This is a genomic window from Bradyrhizobium sp. CCBAU 45389 (assembly GCF_028128625.1).
Lineage (GTDB): Bacteria > Pseudomonadota > Alphaproteobacteria > Rhizobiales > Xanthobacteraceae > Bradyrhizobium > Bradyrhizobium liaoningense_B.
The window spans coordinates 183,874-205,306 of sequence record NZ_LBIY01000089.1 but is presented as its reverse complement, the minus strand read 5'-3'; the positions used below and the strand labels follow the sequence as shown (position 1 = coordinate 205,306).

At 64.5% G+C, this 21,433-nt stretch carries 23 protein-coding genes; 7 read left to right on the top strand and 16 right to left on the bottom strand.

The window, feature by feature from the left end; translation table 11 throughout:
* Positions 1 to 5 precede the first annotated feature (5 nt).
* From XH79_RS19905 to XH79_RS19895, 3 genes are all read right to left on the bottom strand, one after another.
* A complete protein-coding gene (locus XH79_RS19905; protein ID WP_271582733.1) occupies positions 6 to 428 on the bottom strand; it encodes a hypothetical protein in 423 nt (140 codons plus the stop codon).
* Positions 429 to 479: 51 nt separating this feature from the next.
* Entirely contained in the window at positions 480 to 899 is a 420-nt protein-coding gene (locus XH79_RS19900) for a hypothetical protein (RefSeq protein WP_333938883.1), read from the bottom strand.
* Positions 900 to 977: 78 nt separating this feature from the next.
* Positions 978 to 1,133 (bottom strand): hypothetical protein, encoded by a 156-nt coding sequence (locus XH79_RS19895; RefSeq protein WP_212346726.1) that lies wholly within the window; start codon positions 1,131 to 1,133, stop codon positions 978 to 980.
* A 726-nt stretch (positions 1,134 to 1,859) separates the two neighbouring features.
* On the opposite strand from XH79_RS19895, the gene XH79_RS19890 reads away from it, so the two are divergent.
* The 4 genes from XH79_RS19890 (at position 1,860) to XH79_RS19875 (ending at position 3,368) form a co-directional block, all read left to right on the top strand.
* Entirely contained in the window at positions 1,860 to 2,033 is a 174-nt protein-coding gene (locus XH79_RS19890) for a hypothetical protein (protein WP_183246004.1), read from the top strand.
* 233 nt (positions 2,034 to 2,266) lie between these two features.
* Positions 2,267 to 2,518, top strand: a complete 252-nt coding sequence (locus XH79_RS19885; RefSeq protein ID WP_212346729.1) for a hypothetical protein — start codon at positions 2,267 to 2,269, stop codon at positions 2,516 to 2,518.
* Between the two features lie 174 nt (positions 2,519 to 2,692).
* Positions 2,693 to 2,851, top strand: a complete 159-nt coding sequence (locus tag XH79_RS19880) for a hypothetical protein (RefSeq protein ID WP_271582732.1) — start codon at positions 2,693 to 2,695, stop codon at positions 2,849 to 2,851.
* A 148-nt stretch (positions 2,852 to 2,999) separates the two neighbouring features.
* Positions 3,000 to 3,368 (top strand): VanZ family protein, encoded by a 369-nt coding sequence (locus XH79_RS19875; RefSeq protein WP_271582731.1) that lies wholly within the window; start codon positions 3,000 to 3,002, stop codon positions 3,366 to 3,368.
* 19 nt (positions 3,369 to 3,387) lie between these two features.
* Here XH79_RS19875 and XH79_RS19870 read toward each other — a convergent pair whose 3' ends face one another.
* The 12 genes from XH79_RS19870 to XH79_RS19815 all read right to left on the bottom strand — a co-directional run bounded on the left by XH79_RS19870 (position 3,388) and on the right by XH79_RS19815 (position 15,612).
* The gene (locus XH79_RS19870) at positions 3,388 to 3,672 is read right to left on the bottom strand and encodes a hypothetical protein (protein WP_271582730.1); all 285 of its coding nucleotides are present in this window, start codon (positions 3,670 to 3,672) and stop codon (positions 3,388 to 3,390) included.
* Between the two features lie 125 nt (positions 3,673 to 3,797).
* Positions 3,798 to 4,247, bottom strand: coding sequence for a hypothetical protein (locus tag XH79_RS19865; RefSeq protein WP_271582729.1), 450 nt, complete (start codon positions 4,245 to 4,247; stop codon positions 3,798 to 3,800).
* Positions 4,248 to 4,400: 153 nt separating this feature from the next.
* Positions 4,401 to 6,128, bottom strand: a complete 1,728-nt coding sequence (locus tag XH79_RS19860) for a chemotaxis protein (RefSeq protein WP_271582728.1) — start codon at positions 6,126 to 6,128, stop codon at positions 4,401 to 4,403.
* 5 nt (positions 6,129 to 6,133) lie between these two features.
* A complete protein-coding gene (locus tag XH79_RS19855) occupies positions 6,134 to 7,225 on the bottom strand; it encodes a protein-glutamate methylesterase/protein-glutamine glutaminase (RefSeq protein WP_212346747.1) in 1,092 nt (363 codons plus the stop codon).
* Positions 7,226 to 7,241: 16 nt separating this feature from the next.
* On the bottom strand, positions 7,242 to 8,096 hold the full coding sequence (locus XH79_RS19850; protein WP_271582727.1) for a CheR family methyltransferase: 855 nt from the start codon (positions 8,094 to 8,096) through the stop codon (positions 7,242 to 7,244).
* A 132-nt stretch (positions 8,097 to 8,228) separates the two neighbouring features.
* Positions 8,229 to 10,031 carry a methyl-accepting chemotaxis protein gene (locus tag XH79_RS19845; RefSeq protein WP_271582726.1) on the bottom strand — a complete coding sequence of 601 codons (1,803 nt, stop codon included), beginning with the start codon at positions 10,029 to 10,031 and terminating at the stop codon, positions 8,229 to 8,231.
* Positions 10,032 to 10,092: 61 nt separating this feature from the next.
* Positions 10,093 to 10,581, bottom strand: coding sequence for a chemotaxis protein CheW (locus tag XH79_RS19840; RefSeq protein WP_211407569.1), 489 nt, complete (start codon positions 10,579 to 10,581; stop codon positions 10,093 to 10,095).
* A gap of 65 nt (positions 10,582 to 10,646) precedes the next feature.
* Positions 10,647 to 12,344 carry a methyl-accepting chemotaxis protein gene (locus XH79_RS19835; protein WP_271582725.1) on the bottom strand — a complete coding sequence of 566 codons (1,698 nt, stop codon included), beginning with the start codon at positions 12,342 to 12,344 and terminating at the stop codon, positions 10,647 to 10,649.
* 46 nt (positions 12,345 to 12,390) lie between these two features.
* Positions 12,391 to 12,852, bottom strand: a complete 462-nt coding sequence (locus XH79_RS19830; protein WP_271582724.1) for a chemotaxis protein CheW — start codon at positions 12,850 to 12,852, stop codon at positions 12,391 to 12,393.
* Complete coding sequence (locus XH79_RS19825; RefSeq protein WP_271582723.1) at positions 12,852 to 14,927, bottom strand: chemotaxis protein CheA; 2,076 nt, start codon at positions 14,925 to 14,927, stop codon at positions 12,852 to 12,854. The genes XH79_RS19830 and XH79_RS19825 overlap by 1 nt, the downstream gene beginning before the upstream one ends.
* Positions 14,924 to 15,289: a response regulator gene (locus XH79_RS19820; protein WP_018644022.1), complete on the bottom strand. Its 366-nt coding sequence runs from the start codon at positions 15,287 to 15,289 to the stop codon at positions 14,924 to 14,926. Before XH79_RS19820 ends, XH79_RS19825 begins: the two co-directional genes overlap by 4 nt.
* Positions 15,289 to 15,612, bottom strand: a complete 324-nt coding sequence (locus tag XH79_RS19815; protein ID WP_197961182.1) for an STAS domain-containing protein — start codon at positions 15,610 to 15,612, stop codon at positions 15,289 to 15,291. The genes XH79_RS19820 and XH79_RS19815 overlap by 1 nt, the downstream gene beginning before the upstream one ends.
* A gap of 261 nt (positions 15,613 to 15,873) precedes the next feature.
* On the opposite strand from XH79_RS19815, the gene XH79_RS19810 reads away from it, so the two are divergent.
* The 3 genes from XH79_RS19810 to XH79_RS19800 all read left to right on the top strand — a co-directional run bounded on the left by XH79_RS19810 (position 15,874) and on the right by XH79_RS19800 (position 20,037).
* Positions 15,874 to 17,013 carry an HD domain-containing phosphohydrolase gene (locus XH79_RS19810; protein ID WP_271582722.1) on the top strand — a complete coding sequence of 380 codons (1,140 nt, stop codon included), beginning with the start codon at positions 15,874 to 15,876 and terminating at the stop codon, positions 17,011 to 17,013.
* 185 nt (positions 17,014 to 17,198) lie between these two features.
* Entirely contained in the window at positions 17,199 to 17,867 is a 669-nt protein-coding gene (locus XH79_RS19805; RefSeq protein WP_271582721.1) for a hypothetical protein, read from the top strand.
* A gap of 19 nt (positions 17,868 to 17,886) precedes the next feature.
* Positions 17,887 to 20,037 (top strand): adenylate/guanylate cyclase domain-containing protein, encoded by a 2,151-nt coding sequence (locus XH79_RS19800; protein ID WP_271582720.1) that lies wholly within the window; start codon positions 17,887 to 17,889, stop codon positions 20,035 to 20,037.
* Positions 20,038 to 20,217: 180 nt separating this feature from the next.
* Here XH79_RS19800 and pobA read toward each other — a convergent pair whose 3' ends face one another.
* Positions 20,218 to 21,390: a 4-hydroxybenzoate 3-monooxygenase gene (gene pobA, locus XH79_RS19795; RefSeq protein WP_271582719.1), complete on the bottom strand. Its 1,173-nt coding sequence runs from the start codon at positions 21,388 to 21,390 to the stop codon at positions 20,218 to 20,220.
* Positions 21,391 to 21,433 lie beyond the last annotated feature (43 nt).

Here is a 21,433-nt window from a genome sequence, read left to right as displayed (position 1 = left end):
GCACTCTAATTGGTGGAGCTTGCGGGAGGCTTGTATTCCGGAAAGCGGCTCAGCACCGCCGCCTTCAGGAACTTGAAATGCGCGATCGAAGCGCCGAGCTCCTTGAGCCGGCGCTGGCCGTTCAGGATTTCCTTGTCGAACAAATCCTGGTGATGGTTGTCGAGCGCCTCGCGCTCGAGATATTCGTCGTCGCCGTTGCCGATGGTCACCGCCGCACGCGCCAGCACGTCCTCGACCCGGCGGTTCAAGCCCGACTGTTCCCGCTCCGCCGCGTGGAGCGCATCCTCGATCGCGGTCATGATGGCTTCGATCCGCGTGCGGTCGGTTTCGGCGTCTCGCTCGGGCGAGCGCGCCCGGAAGGTCTGCTCTCCTCCGAAACGGTCCTTCAGGAAGTTATGGGTGCGGGCCCGCAAGAAGAGCTGAAACATGCGTGCATTTTCCGGTTCGAGGCGCCAGACCAGAAAATGGGTCCGGGATGGTTAATAAAGGTTGAATCCTTCGCGCCGTTCGGTGCGGCTTTGCGCCATCCAAGCCTTCCAGGCGCCCTCGTGCTTCTCATAGAGCTCGAGCCGGCGCCGCTCACCGGCATCCGGCCACATATCACCGCCATCGGACGCCAGCTGCACCCGGCCCGGCGCCTGTCCGCTGTCGAGCCGCTCGAACTCGAACGTCTCCTCGGGCGTCAGGCCAATCAGGACGCGCCGGCCTCCCGCATCGACGAAATACCGCCGCGGCGCGGTGTTCGTCGAACTGGTGAAGGCGTCTACCCACGTTCCCGTCATCATCCACTCCCCTGCCGCGATACAAGCCGGCGCGCCGGTTGCAAACCATCGAAATGCACGCGGCGCCCCTCGCCGACGTGACGTGTCAGTCTCGTCTTCGAGTTGTGTCGAGATCATGATGAGCGCCGCTGATTTTCTTGTCACGCCCGAGATTTTTTGGGCAGCACCGTGCTTGCGAAGCGATCCGTCGCGCGCTCAGCTGAAGAACCAGAGGAACAACCTCACCAGCAACAGCGTGATGAAATACACCCATCCCGCCATCGCAATCAGCGCAACGCTGAAAAATGCGCCTTCGAATGCCCACTCTCTGATCTTCGTGAGAGGAAGTGCCGCTCGCGCTTTCTGAAGCATCTCGGTCTTCTGATTTGTTTGATTTGTTCGCGGTCGTTGGCGCGACCATAGCCGAACGAATTCGACGATCTCGTGACGTCTTGTCTGAGCGAAGCGCAATGCTGCTCGTCGAGATTGAGTGCGGGACGCATGCCGTCGCGATTGGATCGATTCTGGTTCGGCACGGTTGCAATCAGCCCGGCGCGATGATTCAATTCAAATCGACTCCGCGCTCCGCAAGCGCGCCCGGCCCGACAACGATTCTGCAATCGCGCCCAAGTGATCGTGGCGAGGCAATGTCCGCGGATTTGTCGTCCGTCATTCACAGATGCGGCGGTTGGCGCGCCGGCTTCGACGGCCCCGGCTTCGCACAAGGGCTCGCGGCCCGATCGGCTTCGTCGCGGATCGCCGCCGTGACCTCACGCCATGAATCGCGGCGATATCGAACGCGATCCCCGCCCGGCATCCTCGCCGAGGTTCGAGCTCCGTTGCCGCCATCGGAGCCCCGCGGATCAACCTCGGCGGGCGAAAACCCCGTGGTACTACGGAGCGCCGCGCGCCGATTTCGTCCTGGTAAGGTTGAGCGGTTAGCTTAATCCGCGGTGTTTGTTGCGAATGCCGAAGGATCGCATATCCATCTTCGCACCGGGCTCCCCCAAGCCCGGCCCCACCCAAGCAAAGCCGTCGAGCGAACGTGGGTCCGCTTGGCGGCTTTGTCGTTGTGTCGACGAGAGGATGAATTCGGTTATGGCGCGCAGGCCCTGGTCGTTCAAGGAAGACCGCCGGCTGATGGAATTGGCCAAGTCATCGACATCGCTGGAAGAGGCGGCGAAACTTCTCGGTCGCTCGCCCGACGCGATCAAGCGCATGGCCTTGCGTCTCGGCTTGTCGCTGAAATCCAAGAGCACCAAGAAGAACTGACGCCCGCCGCGCCGGTCGCGCGCGACAGCTCATGGACGTGCGCGCCTCCCCGCATCAAGCGACGGAAGGCCGCCAAACGACGCAAGCCCAAATACCTTCAGCACACTCGATCTCTCCGCGCCGGGATGTTAAGCTGCCCAGCGACGACAATTGAGCGTCGTCCTTTTTTCGGCGGAGAATGATCGCGCGACCGGCTGCGATATCCGCTCGATCGTTTGTTGGAGGAATGCACCATGTTGTCCCGCGCACTCGCCGTCGCCCTGCTCCTGGCTCTGCCTTCCATGGCGTCGGCGCAAGTCCCCGTGCGGTTCGGATTTCCGAACGGTGCGCCGTGGTGCGCCTTTGGCTTCGATTGCAGGTTCCTGAACTACCGGGAATGCGCGGACTGGATCTATGATCCGGCGCGGAACTGCCTCAAGAATCCGTACTTCGCGGCCCACTACCCGACCAATGTCGACAAGGGCTGGTCCTACAATCGGCGCTGAACGTCACGTCCCGCGAACGACTTTGTCACGCTCAGGCGCATAGCTTTGCGCCTGAGCCTGCTCATCGATGACTCCAGTCAAGGTGGGGACGATCGCCTGCCCGCTCCGCAAAGGCGGAACTCTCGACCGCGCTCTACATTGTTTCCATGAGAAATGCGGGAAGCGGAGGCCGTCGTGGCGAACTCCTTCCTTGTTGTGATGTCGATCTGGTTCGGCATCAACATCTTGTTCGTGGCAGTGCGGCTGTGGGTCACCAGGCCGAAGAACCGGCGGATTGACGCCCGCTCCGGCCAACTCAGAACAGCCTGCGTGAAATCGCGGCAGCACGCGTGATGTGATCCAGACCGTCGTCGCAATGGATCGTCATCGCCGATCGGCGATTTGCCCGTGAACCCCGGTTCATGCCTTGAAGGTTCGTGAACTTTAACGATGTTCTTGGCTTTCGAAAGCGGCCCGCCGGCGGAGCCGTTATGCTGGCGCCATGCGCCGCAACCATCTCATCGCAGCCGCGGGAATCTGCCTCGCGCTCATCATCTACGCCACGCTCGCCAAGCTCGCGGGCAGGCCGGTGCTCATGGGACACGCGGAGGCCTATTGGGTCGTCGTCATCGAGCGCTTCAGCGCCTATGGTCTGTTGGGCTTCCTTCTCTCCTTCCTGTTGCCCGGGCGGTTCAAGCTGGCTTGCATGTTCGTGGTGGCCGTCGCGATCGGGCTCGAGGTGCTGCAAGCGGTAACGCCGGATCGCGATCCGCGGCTCATAGATGTGCTGCAGAAGGCCGCCGGCGGCACCGTCGGCGTCCTTCTGGCTCAAACCATCCTGGCTTTCCTGCCCCGGCCGCCATCCTGGTAGTGCAGGTGGCGCAGCGGAGTTACGCCACGCCGCGCCTGAGGCTCTCCTGCTCGGTCGCGAGAACGCCGGACATCTGCCGATGGGCCTCGCGCAGCGCTGCGATCGCATCGTCGAGCGCGACGTCGGCTTCGCGAATGGTCTCGAAGAACCGGCCCATCAATGCCGGGCTCAGCTTGACGCGCGTGTTCCCATCACGGCTCTTGCGGCGATCGAGCGACAGATGCAGCGCCTGCAGCCGTGCTTCGGCAGCGCTGCAGCCGTTGAGTGTCGCGAGCTCGTCATATGTCATCCAGATTTGAGGCATGTCCCTGTCCGCCTTTTGTTATGGGCCTCAACCTAGAGGTCACCTCTAAAAGCAGGGTTGCTGCAGTGCAGTCCCGCGATGTTTTCGCGACAACAGCGTCAATGCAAAGCTAAGACGCCGGCGCCTCAGGACAGCGGAGGAGCCTTGGTCGGTGTGAACGGATGGCGCGGCCGGGTCCGGCTGTCGAGGCCCTTCGGCAATTTTTCGGCGTTGAGCCTGACCACCGCACAGCGCCCGTCGGAGGCCGGCGCATCCTCCTGGCTGTAGATCAGCGTCGCCTCGAACTTCACATCGGGTGCTTCCCTGGCCGTTCCCGTGCAGGTCGCCAGCAGGCCGTTGCACACACCCGAGAGATCGACCTCGACCTGGTCCGGCCCGAACACGTTCGGCGGACCATCGGAGTGGCGATTCACGGTCAAGACTGCGGAGAAGTGCTTCTCGTCGACACGATACGAGCCGCCATAGGTGAAGAAGCTGTCGCTGCCCGAAATCCGGCCCCCGGCGAGATCCACCACGCCAGTGCCCTGGCCACGCGCGGTCCTGAACCAGGCAGCGTATTTGCCGTCTTTCAACATACGAAATTTCTCGACGCGAAGTTGACGGACTATTTGCGACCAACTCTGGGGCGCGACAATGGCCAACCCGCCAGCGCTGTCGGCAAGGTTAACGTCCCGAAAACCCGATCCATCGAATTGCGGTAGAGGCGCGCGGTGACGCGGGCGCGGACGTCAAAACAATTCTATGCCGTCATCGGCGGCCTCGACCGCCTCGACGCGCCGCGTGGCGGCGATCGATGCAAGTCCGAGCGTATGCAGGAATTCGCGGTGGACGTCCCGCTCGCGCTCCATCGTGTAGCGCGTGAAGAGATCGTCGAGCATGGCCTCGTCCTGCGCTTGCGGCTGCGGCCGCTGAACGCCCGCGCTCGCGGTCTCGAGGCGCGCCGCAACAGCAGGCAGGGCCGCAGAGCCTTCGCCCAGCGTGATCATCAGGCCTTGTGCCGAATTCATCAGGCCTTCGAATTCGGCGCCCTCGTCGACGAGCCGGCTCATCAGCTTGTCGAGCCGTTCGTTGCCCGCCTCGACCTCGCGCAGCGCCTGGAGGATCTGCGGCTCGAGCTTGGCAAGCTGCGTGGGATCGCCCTGCACGCGCAGCTCCTTCAGCTCCCTGGCCGAACGTTCGATACCGTCGAGCACGGGTCGCAACCGCCCTGCCCCCGCCGAGACCTGGTCCGCAGTCGCCTTGAGCTCGTTGGCGATCACGACGAAGGCGCTGCCGCGGCTGCCGAGATGGCTGGCCTTCAGGCCGGCATTCATCCCGATCAGGGTGATGTCGACGGTGGCCTCGGCAAGGCCCGATATCGCCTGGCGAAACTTCGCCAGCGTGTCCTCGACGATCGCGAGCGCCTCGTCCACGGAGCGGCCCGCGCCCTCGCAAGTGGAGATCAATGTCGAGGCATGCGCCAGCGTCTGCTTGATGCGCGCCAGGAACGACGACGAGCCGCCATCCTCACCGCCGTACAGCGTGCGGCCATGGCCGACGACGCTGCCGGCATCGTGCAGGATGGCCGTCAGCGCCCGGACGATCTGTCCGATATCGCCACCGAACTCGCGCTGGGCGTCCCTGAGCAGGGCCGCCTGCAATTGACAGATCGCGCGCGCGCCGTCGTCGCTGGCGACCGGTTCGGGAACGAGGCTCGGGGATGACCCGGACGCAAGGCCGAGGCCGTGACAGACGTGCTCGAGGCGTTGGCGCGTACTGTCGCCGGCCTGCAGCGAGATGATCGCGCTGCCGACCGCCTCGGCGATCTTTTTGGTGCTGGTGCCCGCGAGGTCGGCGAGTTGGCTGCTCTTGCTGCGCTGGTCCCGTAGCCCGCCATAGGCCGCGCCGAGCTCGGCGCTCTCCGATACGAGTTGATTCCGGTACCGGCTCTCGAACTCCTTCTGCCGGGTGGAGGCGGTGGCGACGGCTTCCGACAGACGCTGCTGGTCTTTTCCGCACTCCTCGAGCGAGCGCTGCACGGCCTTTCCGAGGTCATAGGCTTCCTGCGTGAAGGCGAGAAAGCCCTCGCGGTCACCGTCGAGCGAAGCCGCCTCGATCCGCGCACTCCGCGCGATGATGGTGATCATCTGGATGTGCTTGAACAACGGCTTCAGCAGCGAGGACGCCTCTGCCGTACTCGCGCCGATCGTCGCAAGCAGGGCGCTCTCGGCCGGGAGCGCCTGCGCCAGCTCGCTGAGCCGGGCGGCGATCTCCTGCAATGCCGTCGCCGCACCCTCGATCTCGGCGCCGGAGAGTTCCCCGGACATTGTCGCGAGACCCTGGTTCAGCTCCTTGAAGATGATGTGGCCGCGGCCGAGCTCGTGACCGACCCGCGCGAAGACGTCCTCGATGCGCGACGAGACGTCCTCGATCGCGGCGATCGACTCCGTGAGCGTAGTGGGCGGAATGACGGACATCGCGGTCAACCTGCCATCACGGCATGTCCGGCCTGGTACCAGGCCATGATCTCGCGCGGGATATTGTGCAGCGACACGACCTTCTCGACGCCGCCATGCGCGATGGCTTCCTTGGGCATGCCGAACACCACGCAGCTCTCTTCGTCCTGCGCCCGTGTCGAGGCGCCCAGCTTGCGCATCTCCAGCATCCCGCGCGCGCCGTCGTCGCCCATGCCGGTCATGATGACGCCGAGCGCATTGGCGCCGGCATGCTGGGCCGCGGAGCGGAACAGCACGTCGACGGAGGGGCGATGCCGCGACACCGGCGGGCCGTCCTTGATCGCGATCTGATAGCGCAGGCCGATGCGCTGGAGCAGCATGTGGCGGGCACCCGGCGCGATATAGGCACAGCCCGGCAGCACCGGCTCGCCGTCCTCGGCTTCCTTGACCCGGATCTGGCAGACGCTGTCGAGACGCCTGGCAAAGGCCGCGGTAAAGCCCGCCGGCATGTGCTGGACGATCACGATGGGAGGGCAATGCGGCGGCAGCATCTCGAGGACGTCGTTGAGCGCTTCGGTCCCGCCCGTCGACGCGCCGATGCACACGATGCGTTCCGTCGTCGGCCGGACCTTGCCCTGCACCGGCGGCGGGATGATGGCGTCGGCCGTCAGCTTCTTCTCGACCACGCGGCGCTCCGAGCGCGGACGGACCCGCGCGCGAGCCGCCGACTTCACTGCCTCTCGCAGCCGCGTCGAGCATTCGAGCAGCGCCTGGCGCGTGTCGATCTTCGGCTTCGGCACGATGTCGACCGCGCCCGCCTCGAACGCCTCGAACATCACGTTGGAGCCTTCCTCGGTGAGCGAGGAGCAGATGATCACCGGGATCGGACGTTGCGCCATGATCTTGCGCAGGAACGTCATGCCGTCCATGCGCGGCATTTCGAGATCGAGAATGATGACGTGGGGCAGCTCCTTCTCGAGGCGGCGGGCCGCGACGAAGGGATCGGAGGCGGTCGCCATCACCTCGATATCGGGATCTTCACAAAGGATCGTCTGAAGGATTTGGCGCACCGACGCCGAATCGTCCACGATCAGAACGCGAACTTTCTCCCTCGGCATTGTGGTTGCGCTCCGGCTAGACCTGGAAAATGGTTGGCTGAACTTGCTTCAAGCCCGGCACTGCACTGTGAATCATCGATTCCGAATGTCCGACCAGCAGATAGCCGCCCGGCCGCAAATGGTTGCACAATTGCTCGATCACCTTGCGCTGCGTCTCGCGCTCGAAATAGATCAGCACGTTGCGGCAGAAGATGATGTCGACATCGCGATCGACGGGATAGGACGCATCCATGAGGTTCATCCGCATGAAATGCGTCATGCGCCGCAGCTCCGGCACCACCCGCACCTCGCCGCGCGACTTGTCCCGCGACGAGAGGAAATATCGTTTTACGAAGTTCTCGGGCACCGGCGCGAGCACGTCGCGGGTGTAGATCGCGGTCTTGGCGAGGCGCAGCACCGCGGTCGATATGTCGGTCCCGAGGATGCGATACTGGAAGCGCGAGCCGTTCCGCGTCATGTCGTCCAGCACTATCGCGGTCGTGTAGGCTTCCATGCCGGTGGAGCTCGCCGAGCTCCAGATCTTCAGGTTCGCGTTCCTGCGGCCATGCGATTTGAGCAAAGCGGGAACGGCGACGTCCCGCATGAAGGTGAAGTGCTGGGGCTCGCGGAAGAAGTCGGTCTTGTTGGTCGTCACCACATCGATCAGATGGGTGAGCTCGGTGTCGAAGTGGTCGGCCTCGAACAGGTTGTCGACATATTCGTTGAGGTCGGAGAAGTTCAGCGCGCGCACGCGCTTGTGCAGCCGTCCCTCCAGCATCAGCCGCTTGCCCTGCGGCAGCTTGATGCCGACCTGGCCCTCGATCAATTCAGCGATGGTCCGGAAGTGGCGGTCCGAAAGATGCACGGCCGTATCCTGCACGGCGGGCATCATGGCCGCATGCCCCGGTCCGTGACGGCCGCCTGCACTGAATGTCGGGCCGAACGGGCCATCTCGAATCCTACACGTCTACGCAATGACTGACGACAGATCGGCCCCCATTGGGGGCCGATCCCACGAAGAAACTCAGCGCTGGAATTCGGCGTCGCGGTCGTCCTCGCCGTCGTTCATGTCGAAAGCGAAGCCGCCGCCACCGGCAGCCTTCACGGCGCGCGCGGGCCTCGCCATCGGCTTCTTGGCCGGACGCTCGGCCGCCGCCATGGTCGCCGCCTTGGCGCGCAACTGGGTCACCGCCCGGTCGATCGGCGCGGCATGGCCCTTTCCGCCCTGCTCGATCCGGAAATAGGCGATGGTCGACTGCAGCTGCTCGGCCTGGGAGGCAAGCTCCTCCGAAGTCGAGGACACCTGCTCGGAGGCGCTGGCATTCTGCTGGCCGACCTTGTCGAGCTGCTGGATCGCCTGATTGATCTGCGCCGAGCCGACGTCCTGCTCGCGGCAGGCCGCCGTGATTTCCTCGACCAGCTCCGCGGTCTTCTTGATGTCAGGAACGAGCTTGGCGAGCATGGCGCCGGCTTCCTGCGCCACCTTGACCGTGTCGGCCGAGAGCGTGCCGATCTCGGCCGCGGCCGCCTGGCTGCGCTCGGCAAGCTTGCGGACTTCGGACGCAACCACCGCAAAGCCCTTGCCGTGCTCGCCGGCGCGCGCGGCCTCGACCGCCGCGTTGAGCGCGAGCAGATCGGTCTGACGCGCGATCTCCTGCACGATGGTGATCTTCTCGGCGATGGTCTGCATCGCATTCACGGCGCGGCCGACGGCTGCGCCGCTGGCCTCGGCGTCCTTGGCGGACTGTGCGGCGATCTTCTCGGTCTGGTTGGCGTTGTCGGCGTTCTGCTTCACGTTCGAGGCCATCTCCTCCATCGAGGACGAGGCCTCCTCCGCGGACGAGGCCTGCTCGGTCGCACCCTGCGAGAGCTGCTCGGCGCTGGCGGAGAGCTCCTGGCTGCCGGCGGAGACGTTCTGCGCCGCGGTGAGGGCTTCCGACACGATCTGCCGGAGCTTCTCCACCATGCGCTCGAGCGCAAGGCCCAGCGTGTCCTTGTCCGACAGCGGCTTGGCTTCGACCATGAGGTTGCCCTGCGCGATCTCGTTGGCAAGCGCGGCCGTCGCATTCAGGTTCACCGTCATCGCGTTCAGCGACTTGATGAGGTCGCCGATCTCGTCGTTGCTGGAGGACTCGATCTTGTGGCTGAGATCGCCGATCGCGACCGCGTCGGCAAGTCCAACGGCTTGCGCCAGCGCCCGGCTGATGTTCATCGCAATCCAGGTCGCTGCGACGGCGGCGATCAGCAGCGAGGCGATGACCAGGCTCATGAGCAGCAGCTCCGCACGCGAGCCGTCCTGCTTGGCCTGTTCGGCCTGCTCGGCCATGTTCTTCTTGACGTTCTTGATATAGCCGTCGGCCGCTTCCAGCGCGTCTGCGACGACCTTGCGGCCATCGTGCATAGACCGGTCAAGCGCCTTCGGCTTGTCGGTCTTCGCAAGCTGGACCGTCTCGTCCTGATAGGCGTTCAGCTTGGCGAACGCGACGTTGAAGGCCTCCATCAGCTTCTTGCCGCCTTCGCTGGCCGCGGCGTAGATCTCGTCCTTCGACTTGGCGACCGCTTCGCGGTTCTTGATCAGGTCGAGCCGGAACTGCTCGTGCTCTGCGTCGGACGCAGCGAGGATCGAGTTCTTCTCGGCGCGCACCAGGAAGAGAATGCCTTCCTTCAGCTCGGCAGCCTTCTCCATGCGGCCCGCGCGGGCGACCAGAACCTCGGTGGTGCCGACCATGTCGGCCAGCTTCACGTATCCGACCGCACCGGCGATCATGGAGAGCAGGATGACGACGCCGAAGGCGCTGGCAAGCTTGGCTTTGACGGTGAATCTCATTGTTAGGCTCGTTGGTTCGAATTGAGGTGCTTACGCTTGACCACGCTTCACTCTTGCAAACTCAGGCGGCGCGAGGCGCATCGGCGCCGGCATCGCGCCCATCCGGGATCCTGTCATTCGCCATCAGCTTGGCGAGATCGAAGATGACGACGAATTTTTCGCCCTTGCGGCCGATGCCGGCGGCGTAGTCGGACTGCCACGTCCCGCCGACCTCGGGGATCGGCTCGATCGCCTGCTCGTCGATATCGGTCACCTCGAACACGCAGTCGGCGACGAAGCCGACGCCGACCAGGCGGTCCTTCATCGGCACGTCGAGGATGATGATGCGGGTGGCTTCAGTGGCCGCGACGCTGGGCAGGCCGAGCTTGGTCCGGAGGTCGACGATGGGATAGCCGCTGCCGCGCACGTCGATCATGCCGAGCAGGAAGTTCGGCGCATGCGGAAGCCGCGAGATCGGCCGCATGTCCAGGATTTCGCGGACGTTGCGGATGCTGATGCCGAACGTCTCGCCGGCGAGCCCGAGCGTCAGATATTGCGAAGTTGCGGCCATGATGCAGTCCAGGGGTCCGAAGGTTCTAAAAACGGGCACGGTCCGGCGCGAGCCGGACCGGTTGATCAGCGTTGGAATTCGGCGTCGCGGTCGTCTTCGCCGTCATGCATGTCGAAGGCGAAACCGCCGCCGCCCGCGACCTTCATCGCGCGTGCCGGTTTGCGGACGAGCCCAGGCTTCTTCGCACCGCGATCCGCTGCCGCCATGTGCGCCGCCTTGGCGCGCAACTGGGTGACGGCGCGATCGATCGGCGCGGGTGCGGCGCTCTCGCTACGCCCGACATGCTCGATGCGGAAGAACGAGATGGTCGATTGGAGCTGCTCGGCCTGCGAAGCGAGCTCCTCCGAGGTCGACGACACCTGCTCGGACGCGCTGGCGTTCTGCTGGCCGACCTTGTCGAGCTGCTGGATCGCCTGATTGATCTGCGCCGAGCCGACATCCTGCTCGCGGCAGGCCGCGGTGATCTCCTGGACCAGTGCGGCGGTCTTCTTGATGTCGGGCACCAGCTTGGACAGCATGTGGCCTGCTTCCTGCGCGACCTTCACGCTCTCCGTCGACAGCGTGCCGATGTCGGCAGCCGCGGCCTGGCTGCGCTCGGCGAGCTTGCGCACTTCGGAAGCGACCACCGCAAACCCCTTGCCGTGCTCGCCGGCGCGCGCGGCCTCGACCGCCGCGTTGAGCGCGAGCAGATCGGTCTGGCGCGCGATCTCCTGCACGATGGTGATCTTCTCCGCGATGGTCTGCATCGCCTCGACGGCGCGGCCGACGGCGAGGCCGCTGGCCTCGGCATCCTTGGCCGACTGCGCCGCGATCTTTTCGGTCTGGTTGGCGTTGTCGGCGTTCTGCTTCACGTTCGACGCCATCTCCTCCATCGAGGAGGAGGCTTCCTCGGCGGACGAAGCCTGCTCGGTCGCGCCCTGCGAGAGCTGCTCGGCGCTGGCGGAGAGTTCCTGGCTGCCGGCGGAGACGTTCTGCGCCGCGGTCAAGGCCTCCTGAACGATCTGCTGGAGCTTTTCGACCATCATGTTCAGCGATTTGATGAGATCGCCGATCTCGTCATTGCTCGCTGAGGGGATGGTCTGGCTGAGATCGCCGGTGGCCACTGCGCCGGCAAGCCCGACGGCGCGGCCGAGCGAACGGCTGATCGAGATCGAAATCCATAACGCGGCACCGATCGCGACCATCAGCGACACACCGAGAAGCGTCATCAGCAGGAACTGCGCCTGGTGTCCCTCTTGCTTGGATTGGACGGCCTGCTCTGCGAGCTGTTTCTTGGTGTTGGTGACGTAGGCGCCCATGGATTCCATCGCATCCGCAACGACCTTACGGCCGTCGCCCATCGAGCGTTCAACAGCCTTCGCCTTGTCGGTTTTTGCCAGCCTGAACGTCTCTTCCTGGTACGCATTCATCTTGGCGTATGCCACCGCGAAGCCGTCGAGCAGCTTCCTGCCGGCCTCGCTTGCCAACGCGTAGACCTCATCCTTGGTCTTCGTTGCTTCCTCGCGAAGCTTGGCGGCATCAGCGGCGAACTGTTCGGCTTGAGCTTCCGTTCCGAGAATTGAGTTCTTCTCCGCCCGGAGCTGAAGCAGAATGTTCTTCTCGATCTGCGTCGCCTTCTCCATCCGAGTTGAGCGCAGTACCATGCTGTCAGCGGTCGCCATCATGTCGCCGAGCTTCATGTAGGCGACGCCGCCGGCGACCATGGACAGAACAATGACCAGGCCGAACGCACTGGCAAGCTTTGCTTTGACCGTAAATCTCATTTCCAGCCCCTGACCCCAGTCCAAGTCCCGCCCACGGGACCTCATTTCAATTCAGAATGCGTTCCATGTTCGGAACGATGACGAACTCTTCACGCCATTTGGCGATGAAGCGAATGAACTCCGGCTTCCAGTGCATGCCGACGCGCGGCGTCTGCTGCACGTCGGTCTGCGAAATCTCGGTGACCTCGTAGACCTTGTCGGCGGTGACGCCGACCAGAACAGGCTCGCCGTCGAGCTCGAGCTCGATGACGACAATGCGCGTGTCGGCGGAGTCGTCGAGCTGCGGCATGCCGAAGCGGATGCGCAAATCCGCCAGCGGAATGACGTTGCCACGCACGTTGATCACGCTGGGAACGAAGGCCCGGGCGCCGGCGACCTTGGTCACGGGGACGGGATCGATGATCTCGCGCACGAGGCCGGCGTCGAGCGCGAACTTCTCCTCGCCGAGCCCGATCATCACGACCTGCATCGCACCCGTCCGATGCTCTCCGGCCAAGCTATCGTTCATCACGCCGCCTCGCTGATATGCTGCCTCTCGACCTTCGACTGCGCCAGCGTGACGAGCTGGGCGACGTCGAGGATCAGCGCCGCCGTGCCGTCACCGAGGATCGTCGCGCCGGAGAAGATCGTGACGTCGGAATGCAGCTTGGAGAGCGACTTGATCACGGTCTGGTGGTTGCCGATGATCTGGTCGGCGACGAGACCGACGCGGGTCTCGCCGGTCGAGATGATGATCGTCTTCTGGTGCTTGTCGGGCGAACCGGAGGCCGTCAGAAGCTCACGCAGGCGCAGGAACGGCACGAGGTTGCCGCGAACATTGAGGAAGTTGCGGCCGCGCGAGCGCTCGTCCTCGGCCGTCAGCTCGACGCATTCCTCCACCGCCGACAGCGGAATGATGTAGCGGCCCTCGCCGACGCGGATCAGGAGGCCTTCGATGATCGCGAGCGTCAACGGCAGGCGTAGCGTCACGGTCGTGCCCTGGCCCGGCTTGGTCGACAGGTCGATCGAGCCGCGCATGTTCTCGATGGTGCGCTTGACCACGTCCATGCCGACGCCCCGGCCCGACAGCGCCGAGATCGTCTGCGCGGTCGAGAAGCCCGGGTGGAACAGGAACTGGTGGATCTCGTGATCGCTCAGCACGGCGCCGGCGGCGATCAGGCCCTGCTCTTCCGCCTTGGCACGGATGCGCGCAGTGTTGAGGCCGCCGCCATTGTCCTTCACGGTGACGAGCACCTGCGCGCCGGAATGAACGGCGGCGAGCTCGATCCGGCCCTGCTCGGTCTTGCCGTTGGCAGCGCGCGTTGCGGTGTCCTCGATGCCGTGGTCGATGGCGTTGCGGATCAAATGCACCAGGGGATCGGCGAGGCACTCGATCATGGTCTTGTCGAGCTCGGTATCCTCGCCCGAGGTGACGAACTCGACCGGCTTCGACAGATCGCGCGACAGGTCGTGCACCAGGCGGCGGAACCGGCCGAACAGCGAGCCGATCGGCACCATGCGGGCGCCCATCGTGGTGTCGCGCAAAGAAGAAGCGAGGCGCTCGATCTCCTCGGCGATCATCTTGATCGAGAGATCGGAGCCGGAGGCGGCGAGCTGGCTCAGCCGCGCCTGGGCAATGACGAGCTCGCCGACCCGGTCCATCAGCTCGTCGAGGCGCTCGGCCTGGACGCGAACGGTGGCGATGCCGCGCTCTTCGCGCTTGGCCTCGGCTTTCGGCTCAGGCTTCGATTCGGATTTCGGCTCTGCCTTCGCGACAGGCTGCTCGGCGACCGGCGCGGCAGCAACTTCGATCACCGGCGCAGCCATCTCGGCCGCAGGCACCGGCTCCTCGTCGAGCAGCTGGAATAGCGGTAACGGCGCGAGCGCTTCGACCTGCTCGAGCGGCGAAAGCGTCAGCTTCATCTCGTCCTGGACGAACATGAAGACGTCGTCGATCGCGTCCTTGTCGCAGGCCGCGTGCAGCTTGACGTCCCATTTCAGATAGCAGTCTTCCGGCTCCATCTCGTCGAGGAACGGGATGCCGTCGGTAACAGGCACGACGAAGCAGGGGCCGAGCTTGCAGAGATCTTCCAGCAGATCGAGCGGGTTCGAGCCGTTGCGCAGGATGTGCGATTCGAATTCCAGATAAAGGTGCCAGCCGGCCTGCTTGCTCTCGGCCGGCGCCAGCGGTGGCGCTTCCGCGATCGCGGCAACCGGAGCTGCGGGCTGATCCGCCGACACGAAGCGCCTGAGGTCGTCGAGGATGGCTTCGCCGATGATATCGTCGGTCGACTGGGGATCCTCGATCAGCGCGCGGATGTAATCCTTGGCGGCGAGCGCGACCGAGATCAGCTCCTGCGTCGGCTTGATCTCGCCCTTGCGGACGCGATCGAAGGCGGTCTCGAATTCGTGGGTGAAGGAGGCGACCTTGTCGAAGCCGAACATGGCGCCCGAACCTTTGATCGTATGCAAGGCGCGGAAGGCGGAATCGACCAGCTCGCGGTCGTCGGGACGCTGACCGAGATCGAGCAGGGCCCCTTCCAGGACCTCGAACAGCTCGCTGGCTTCCTGGCGGAAGACCTCGGTCGGGTCCATCGCGCTCATGCGCGCACCAGCTTGCCGACGACGGCGAGCAGTTGCTCCGGCTTGAACGGCTTGGTGATCCAGCCGGTAGCGCCGGCGCTCTTGGCTTCCTGCTTCACCGCATCGTTGGATTCGGTGGTCAGGAACACGATGGGCATGCCGACCGCGCTCGGCAGCTTGCGCAGCGCCCGGATCAGCTCGAGCCCGTTCATGACGGGCATGTTGAGGTCGGTGATGACGAGGTCGAGCTTGCCGGCCTGGGCCTTGGCGAGCCCTTGCGCGCCGTCACCGGCTTCGATGACGCTGTGACCGGCCGGCTCGAGCACGACCTTGATCATCTGCCGAATGCTGGGTGAATCGTCGACCGTGAGAATCGTGGCCATCAGGTGCCATCTTTCTTTTGCGGGAAATGCTGATCGATCATCGCCTCGCTGGCGAAGCCGGCGCGGCGCAGGGTGTTGCGCAGAGACTGGGAGAATGAGGTGAGCACCACCGGGCGGCCCTGGGCCTCGCCTGTCTTGGCGGTGGACAGCAGAAGCTGGATCGAGGTCACGTCAGCCTTGTCGACGCTGGAACAATCGATCTCGAGCCGCTCCTGGCGGCCGAACGCCTCGCGAATGAGGTCATAGACGTTACGAATGGCCGCGATGCTGCAATCGGCGGGCAACCGCAGCGACCACTTCGGCTCCGTCGGATTGAGCGCCATCGCTACCCCGCCTTTGCAAAATTCCGATACACGTTTGACGTGAATCGAATGAGCAAACCCCTAACGAAGGACTCCGTACAACTACGGGTCACAATTCGAAAAACTTCGCGCATGCATGCAGACGTGCATGGCCCGCTCAAATCTCATGCGCCGCGCGCAGTCATGAGGCAGCTTGCCGCCGGCGAAACGTTTGCTTCGCGTTAAATCGCAAAGGCTAGTTGTTGAGGTCATGCCTCGCCATCCGAACAAGCCCGGCCGCCGATGCTGACCCAAGCGCTTCTGGTTGACGACAGTCGCTCCGTCCTCAACTTCCTGAAACGGCACATCGAGGCCGAAGGTCTGGTCGAGGCCACCACCTTCCTCGATCCCGTGGACGCGCTGGTGTGCGCGCGGGAGCGCCTGTTCGACCTCGTGCTGGTCGATTACGAGATGCCGCACATGGACGGCATCAGCTTCATCCGCACGCTCCGCACTCTCCCCGGCTGCGCCGACATTCCGATCGCGATGATCACGTCGTGGCAGACCGACGACGTGAAGATGGAAGCGCTGCAGGCGGGTGCAACCGATTTCCTGCCCAAGGCTCCGCAGAGCGTCGAGATGACGGTGCGCCTGCGGAATTTGATTCAGCTTGGTGCAGCCGTACGCAAGCTCAATGATCGCGCCGCGCATCTCGCCAGCGAAGTCGCGGCCGCTACACGAAAGCTCGGCGAACGCGAGGAGGAGATCATCCTCCGGCTCGCGCTCGCGGTCGAGTACCGCGACAACGACACCGGCGAGCACACGCTGCGGGTCGCCCGCTACAGCCGCATCATCGCCGAGCAGCTCGGCCTGCCGGCCCGGCTCTGCCGCGACATCTATCTCGCCGCGCCCCTGCATGACGTCGGCAAGGTCGCCATTCCCGACAAGATCCTGCTCAAGCCCGGCAAGCTGACCGACGAGGAGATGGCGGTGATCCGCACCCACGCCAGGATCGGCGAACGGATCCTGGCGGACTCCAGCTGCGAGCTGATCCAGCTCGGCGCACAAATTGCCGCAGGCCATCACGAGCGCTGGGACGGCGCGGGCTATCCGAACGGCCTCAGGGCGGACGAGATCCCGGTTCCCGCACGCGTGGTCGCGGTCGCCGACGTGTTCGACGCGCTGACGACGCGGCGGCCATATAAGGAGCCGATGCCGCTCGAGATGGCGCGCAACTACCTGATCGAGAACGCGGGACGGCAGTTCGATCCCGCCTGCGTCGAGGCCTTTCTGTCGCGCTGGGACGAGGTCGTGAAGATCGCCGCCGGGCAGCACGCGACGCCATTCCAGAAGACCGAGGCCGCGCTCGTGCCCATTATGGAGAGCGCAGCCGAGAGCCGTCCCACTGAAGATCGTTCGACCCAGGCCGTCCCGGCCGGCTGACGTTATCCATCCCGGCAACAGCTTGCCGCGGCTCTGCTTTCTCCGGTCGCCGGGTTGAACCTGTTCCTGCTAGAGTGGCACCAAGAATAAAGAGTGATTCCGGTCACACTTGCCTGGGCGCACCGCTGCTAAGCATCGGATCAGGGCAGGACCGGCAGCATCGGTCGAATTGGATGAGAATACCCATGAGAAGTCTGATCGGCGCCGTTGTCGGCGCGTTCTGTGTTGCGACCCCCGCGCTGGCGGAGACCCCGGCCGCGATCGTCGAGGACGTCCAGGGCAAAGTCGACGGCATCGCGTTCATGGACTACGTGGCGCCCGGTAAGATCATCAAGCTCGGGCCCAAGGCGAGCATCACGCTCAGCTATCTCAAGTCGTGCCAGCGCGAAACCATCAGCGAAGGCGTCGTGCTGGTCGGCGCCGAGCAGAGCACGGTGCAGCTCGGCGAGGTCAAGCGGGAAAAGGTCCCCTGCGATACCAATGCGGCAAAACTGTCCGAGCGCGAGGCCAACCAGAGTGCCGCGACCACCTTCCGCACGATGCGATCGGATGGCAAGGGCGCCCCGGCCAAGCTGCCGACGCTCTACGGCACCGCCCCGCTGGTGCAGGCCAAGAGCGGCAGCACGCTGGTGATCGAGCGCACCGATGGCAAGGAACCCACGATCAGCGTACCGCTGAAGAATGAGGTCATGGTTGGCGGCAAGTTCTATGACTTCGCCAAGGCCGGGAAGTCGCTGACCCCCGGCGGCAGCTATCTCGCCATCCTCGGCGCCAAGCGCTACGCCTTCCAGATCGATGCCAGCGCCACGTCGTCGCCGACGCCGATCGTCGGCCGCCTGCTGCGGCTCGAATAGGCGGCCTAGCGAAGGCGCGATGCGGCGGATCGGCAGGCGGGACATCGTTGCGGCGATCCTGATCGCGCTCCTTGCGGGCGCGGTCTTCACGTCACCACCGCTTCAAACGCTGCAAGGTCTCTCCCTCGACATCCTCACGGCGCTGCGCGGCAAGATCATTGGCGACCGCCGTGATCCCGCGACGTCGCCAGTCGTGGTGGTGGCGATCGACGGGGAGACCTACGACACCCCGCCCTTCAAGGGATCGCCGACCCAAACCTGGACGCGCGAGATCGGCCGCGTGCTCGGCAGCATCACCGAGGGCGGCGCCAAGGTGATCGGATTCGACGTCATCTTTCCGAGCTCGATCGAGCAATCGGAAATTCCCTTTGGCGATGCGTCGTTCGGCAGCCGTGTAAGGGGATTTGACCGGGACTATCTGATTGCGCTCAGGCGGCTCTCCGACAGCGGCAAGCTCGTGCTCGGCGAAATTCTGAGCAACGACCATCCCGACAGGCCCGATCGCGCACAGCAGGTCGCAGTGAAATCCAATATCCGCGCCCTCAACGTCCACACCGACAGTGACGACGTGATCCGGCGGATGCCGTTGAGCTTTTCCATCGAGGGCCAACCGGTACCTGCAATGGCCGTCGAACTCGCCGCGCGCGCACTCGGCGCCAAGCCTGAGACCGGGCCGGCCGGGGTGACAAACCTATCCGGCTACGCGATTCCGAGCGCGGTCCCCAACACGCTCACGCTCAATTTCCGCGGCATGGGCCGCGACGTCCCTACCTATTCCTTCGCGGATTTGCGCGCCTGTGTCGAGAAGGGAGACACCGACTTCTTCCGCCGCGCCTTCGACGGCAAGATCGTGCTGCTCGGCAGCATCCTCACCTTCGACGACCGCAAGCTCACCTCGATGCGCCTGGGTGCCGGACATGATGGAACACCCGGGCCGCGATGCGCCCTCCCCGCGCCTGCGAGCAGCCCGCAACAAGCCCGCAGCGCGGTCGCCGGCGTCTTCGTCCACGCCACAGTCGTGCGGAATCTGCTCGAGCATGATGCCGTCACCGAGCTCGGCTCTCCGTGGCGACCGATCCTCACAATTCTGTTCGCCGCCATCGTTGCTCTTGCCGCCTGTCTGCTTGCTCCGACCGGCGCAGCGATCACCTGGCTTTCGCTCACCATCGCCTACGCTGTTGTCGCCGTCAGCACATTCGCGCATGCCATCGCGCTTCCCCTCACCGAACCCGTACTTGCAAGCCTCGCCGCATTGGCGATGATGATCGGCTATCGCTTCGTGCTGGCCGATCGCGACGAGCGCTTCCTGCGCAAGAGTTTTGCGCTCTATCTCGCGCCCGAGGTGATCGAGACCATGGTCGCCTCCGGCAAGATGCCGGCGCTCGGCGGCGAGATGCGCAACGTCACCATGTTCTTCTCCGACCTCAGCGGCTTCTCCTCGATCGCGGAGACGATGACGCCGGGCGAGCTGGTCACGCTGATGAACGAATATCTCTCCGCTATGACCGACATCATCGAGGGCCATGGCGGCTACGTCGACAAATATATCGGCGATTCCATCGTCGCAATGTTCGGCGCGCCCGCCGACGATCCTGCCCACGCCCGCAACGCCGTCCGCGCGGCGCTGAAATGTCATGAGAAGCTGGCGGAGCTCAATGCCGGCAATCCCGCCTTCGCCGGCCACGGCCTGTCGCACCGCATCGGGCTCAACAGCGGCGAAGCCGTGGTCGGCAATATCGGCTCCCGCCGCCGTTTCAACTACACCGTGATGAGCGACACCGTGAACGTCGCCTCGCGACTCGAAGGTGCCAACAAATATTACGGCACTGCGATCATGGCCTCGGAAGCGACGGTCGCGCAGACCGGCGACATATTCGCCTGGCGCGAGCTGGATGCGATCAGGGTGATGGGTCGCGGCGAGGCGATCAGGGTGTTCGAGCCGCTGGCCGAGAGGGGCGCGGAGAGCGCGGAACAGGCGAAGGTGGCCGCGGCATATGCCGAAGGGCTGACATGCTGGCGGGCAAGGGAGTTTGCGAAGGCGGCCGATGCGTTCGACGGCGTAGCGAAGATCGATCCTGCGTCGGCCCTGTTCGCGAAACGAGCGAAAGTGCTAACGGAGAATCCGCCGCCGCCGGACTGGACACCGGTCAATACGCTGGAAGGAAAGTAGCGGCCTCTTCTTACCCTCTCCTGGAGGGGGAGGGTCGGCTCACATTGAGCGCAGCGAAGTGTGAGACGGGGTGGGGTGACGCTCTCTCCACCTCGAACGCTGCCCGCGTGGAGAGATCACCCCGCTCGCGCTTCGCGCGATCGACCTTCCCCCTCCAGGGGAGGGTGAAGGTGCGGCTGCCTAAAACGGCAGGCCCACATAGTTCTCCGCAAGCAACCGCTGGGCCGTCTCCGACGAGAGCAAATAGTCCAGCTCCGTCTGTTGCAGCCGGTCCTCATATTCGATCCGGTCGGGGAAACGATGCAGCATCATCGTCATCCACCAGGAGAAGCGCTGCGCCTTCCAGATCCGCGCCAGTGCCTTGGCGGAATAGCCTTTGAGGCCGGAATCGTCACCGCGCTGATAGTGCGCGAGCATGGCGTGGTAGAGGTAGTAGATGTCGGAGGCCGCACTGTTCAGTCCGCGCGCGCCGGTCGGCGGCACGATGTGCGCGGCATCTCCGGCGAGGAACAGGCGGCCATAGCTCATCGGTTCGGCGACGAAGCTGCGTAGTGGAGCGATGCTCTTCTCGATCGACGGTCCCGTGATCAGGCGGCCTGCGACGTCGTCCGGCAGACGGCGCTTCAGCTCGGCCCAGAACGCATCGTCGCTCCAGTCCTCCACCTTGTCGGTCAGCGGCACCTGGATGTAGTAGCGGCTGAGCACCTGCGAACGCAGGGAGCAGAGCGCAAAGCCGCGCGCGTGCTTCACATAGATCAGCTCGGGCGACACCGGCTTCGTGCGCGACAGCACCCCGAGCCAGCCGAAGGGATAGACCTTCTCGTATTCGCGCAGCACGTCCTTCGGGATCGATTTGCGGCTGACGCCGTGAAAACCGTCGGCACCGACGATGTAGTCGCAATCGACGCGGACGATCTCTCCATTCGAGCGGTAGGTCACGTAGGGCCGGTCCGAGGTCAGCTCGTGCGGCGTCACATCCTCGGCATTGTGCACGACGTTGCCGCCGAAGCGGTCGCGCGCCTCGTAGAGGTCGCGCGTGAGCTCGGTCTGGCCGTAGACCAGCACCGAATTGCCACCGGAATGCTTGTGCAGGTCGATATGGGACAGCTTGCCGTCATGGGCGATCTCGAACCCGTTGTGGATCTCGCCTTCGCGGTCCATCCGCTCGCCGCATTGCGCCTCGCGCATCAGCTTTGCAAAGCCGTGCTCGAGCACGCCGGCGCGGATCCGGGCGAGCACATGATCGCGGCTGTATTTCTCCAGCACGATCGTGTCGATGCCCTTCAAATGAAGGAGCTGGGACAGCAGCAGCCCGGACGGCCCACCGCCGATGATACAGACCTGAACTTTCATTTTTGCGTCCTCCCGTCGGCACTTTTTTGCAGATTTGGCGCTG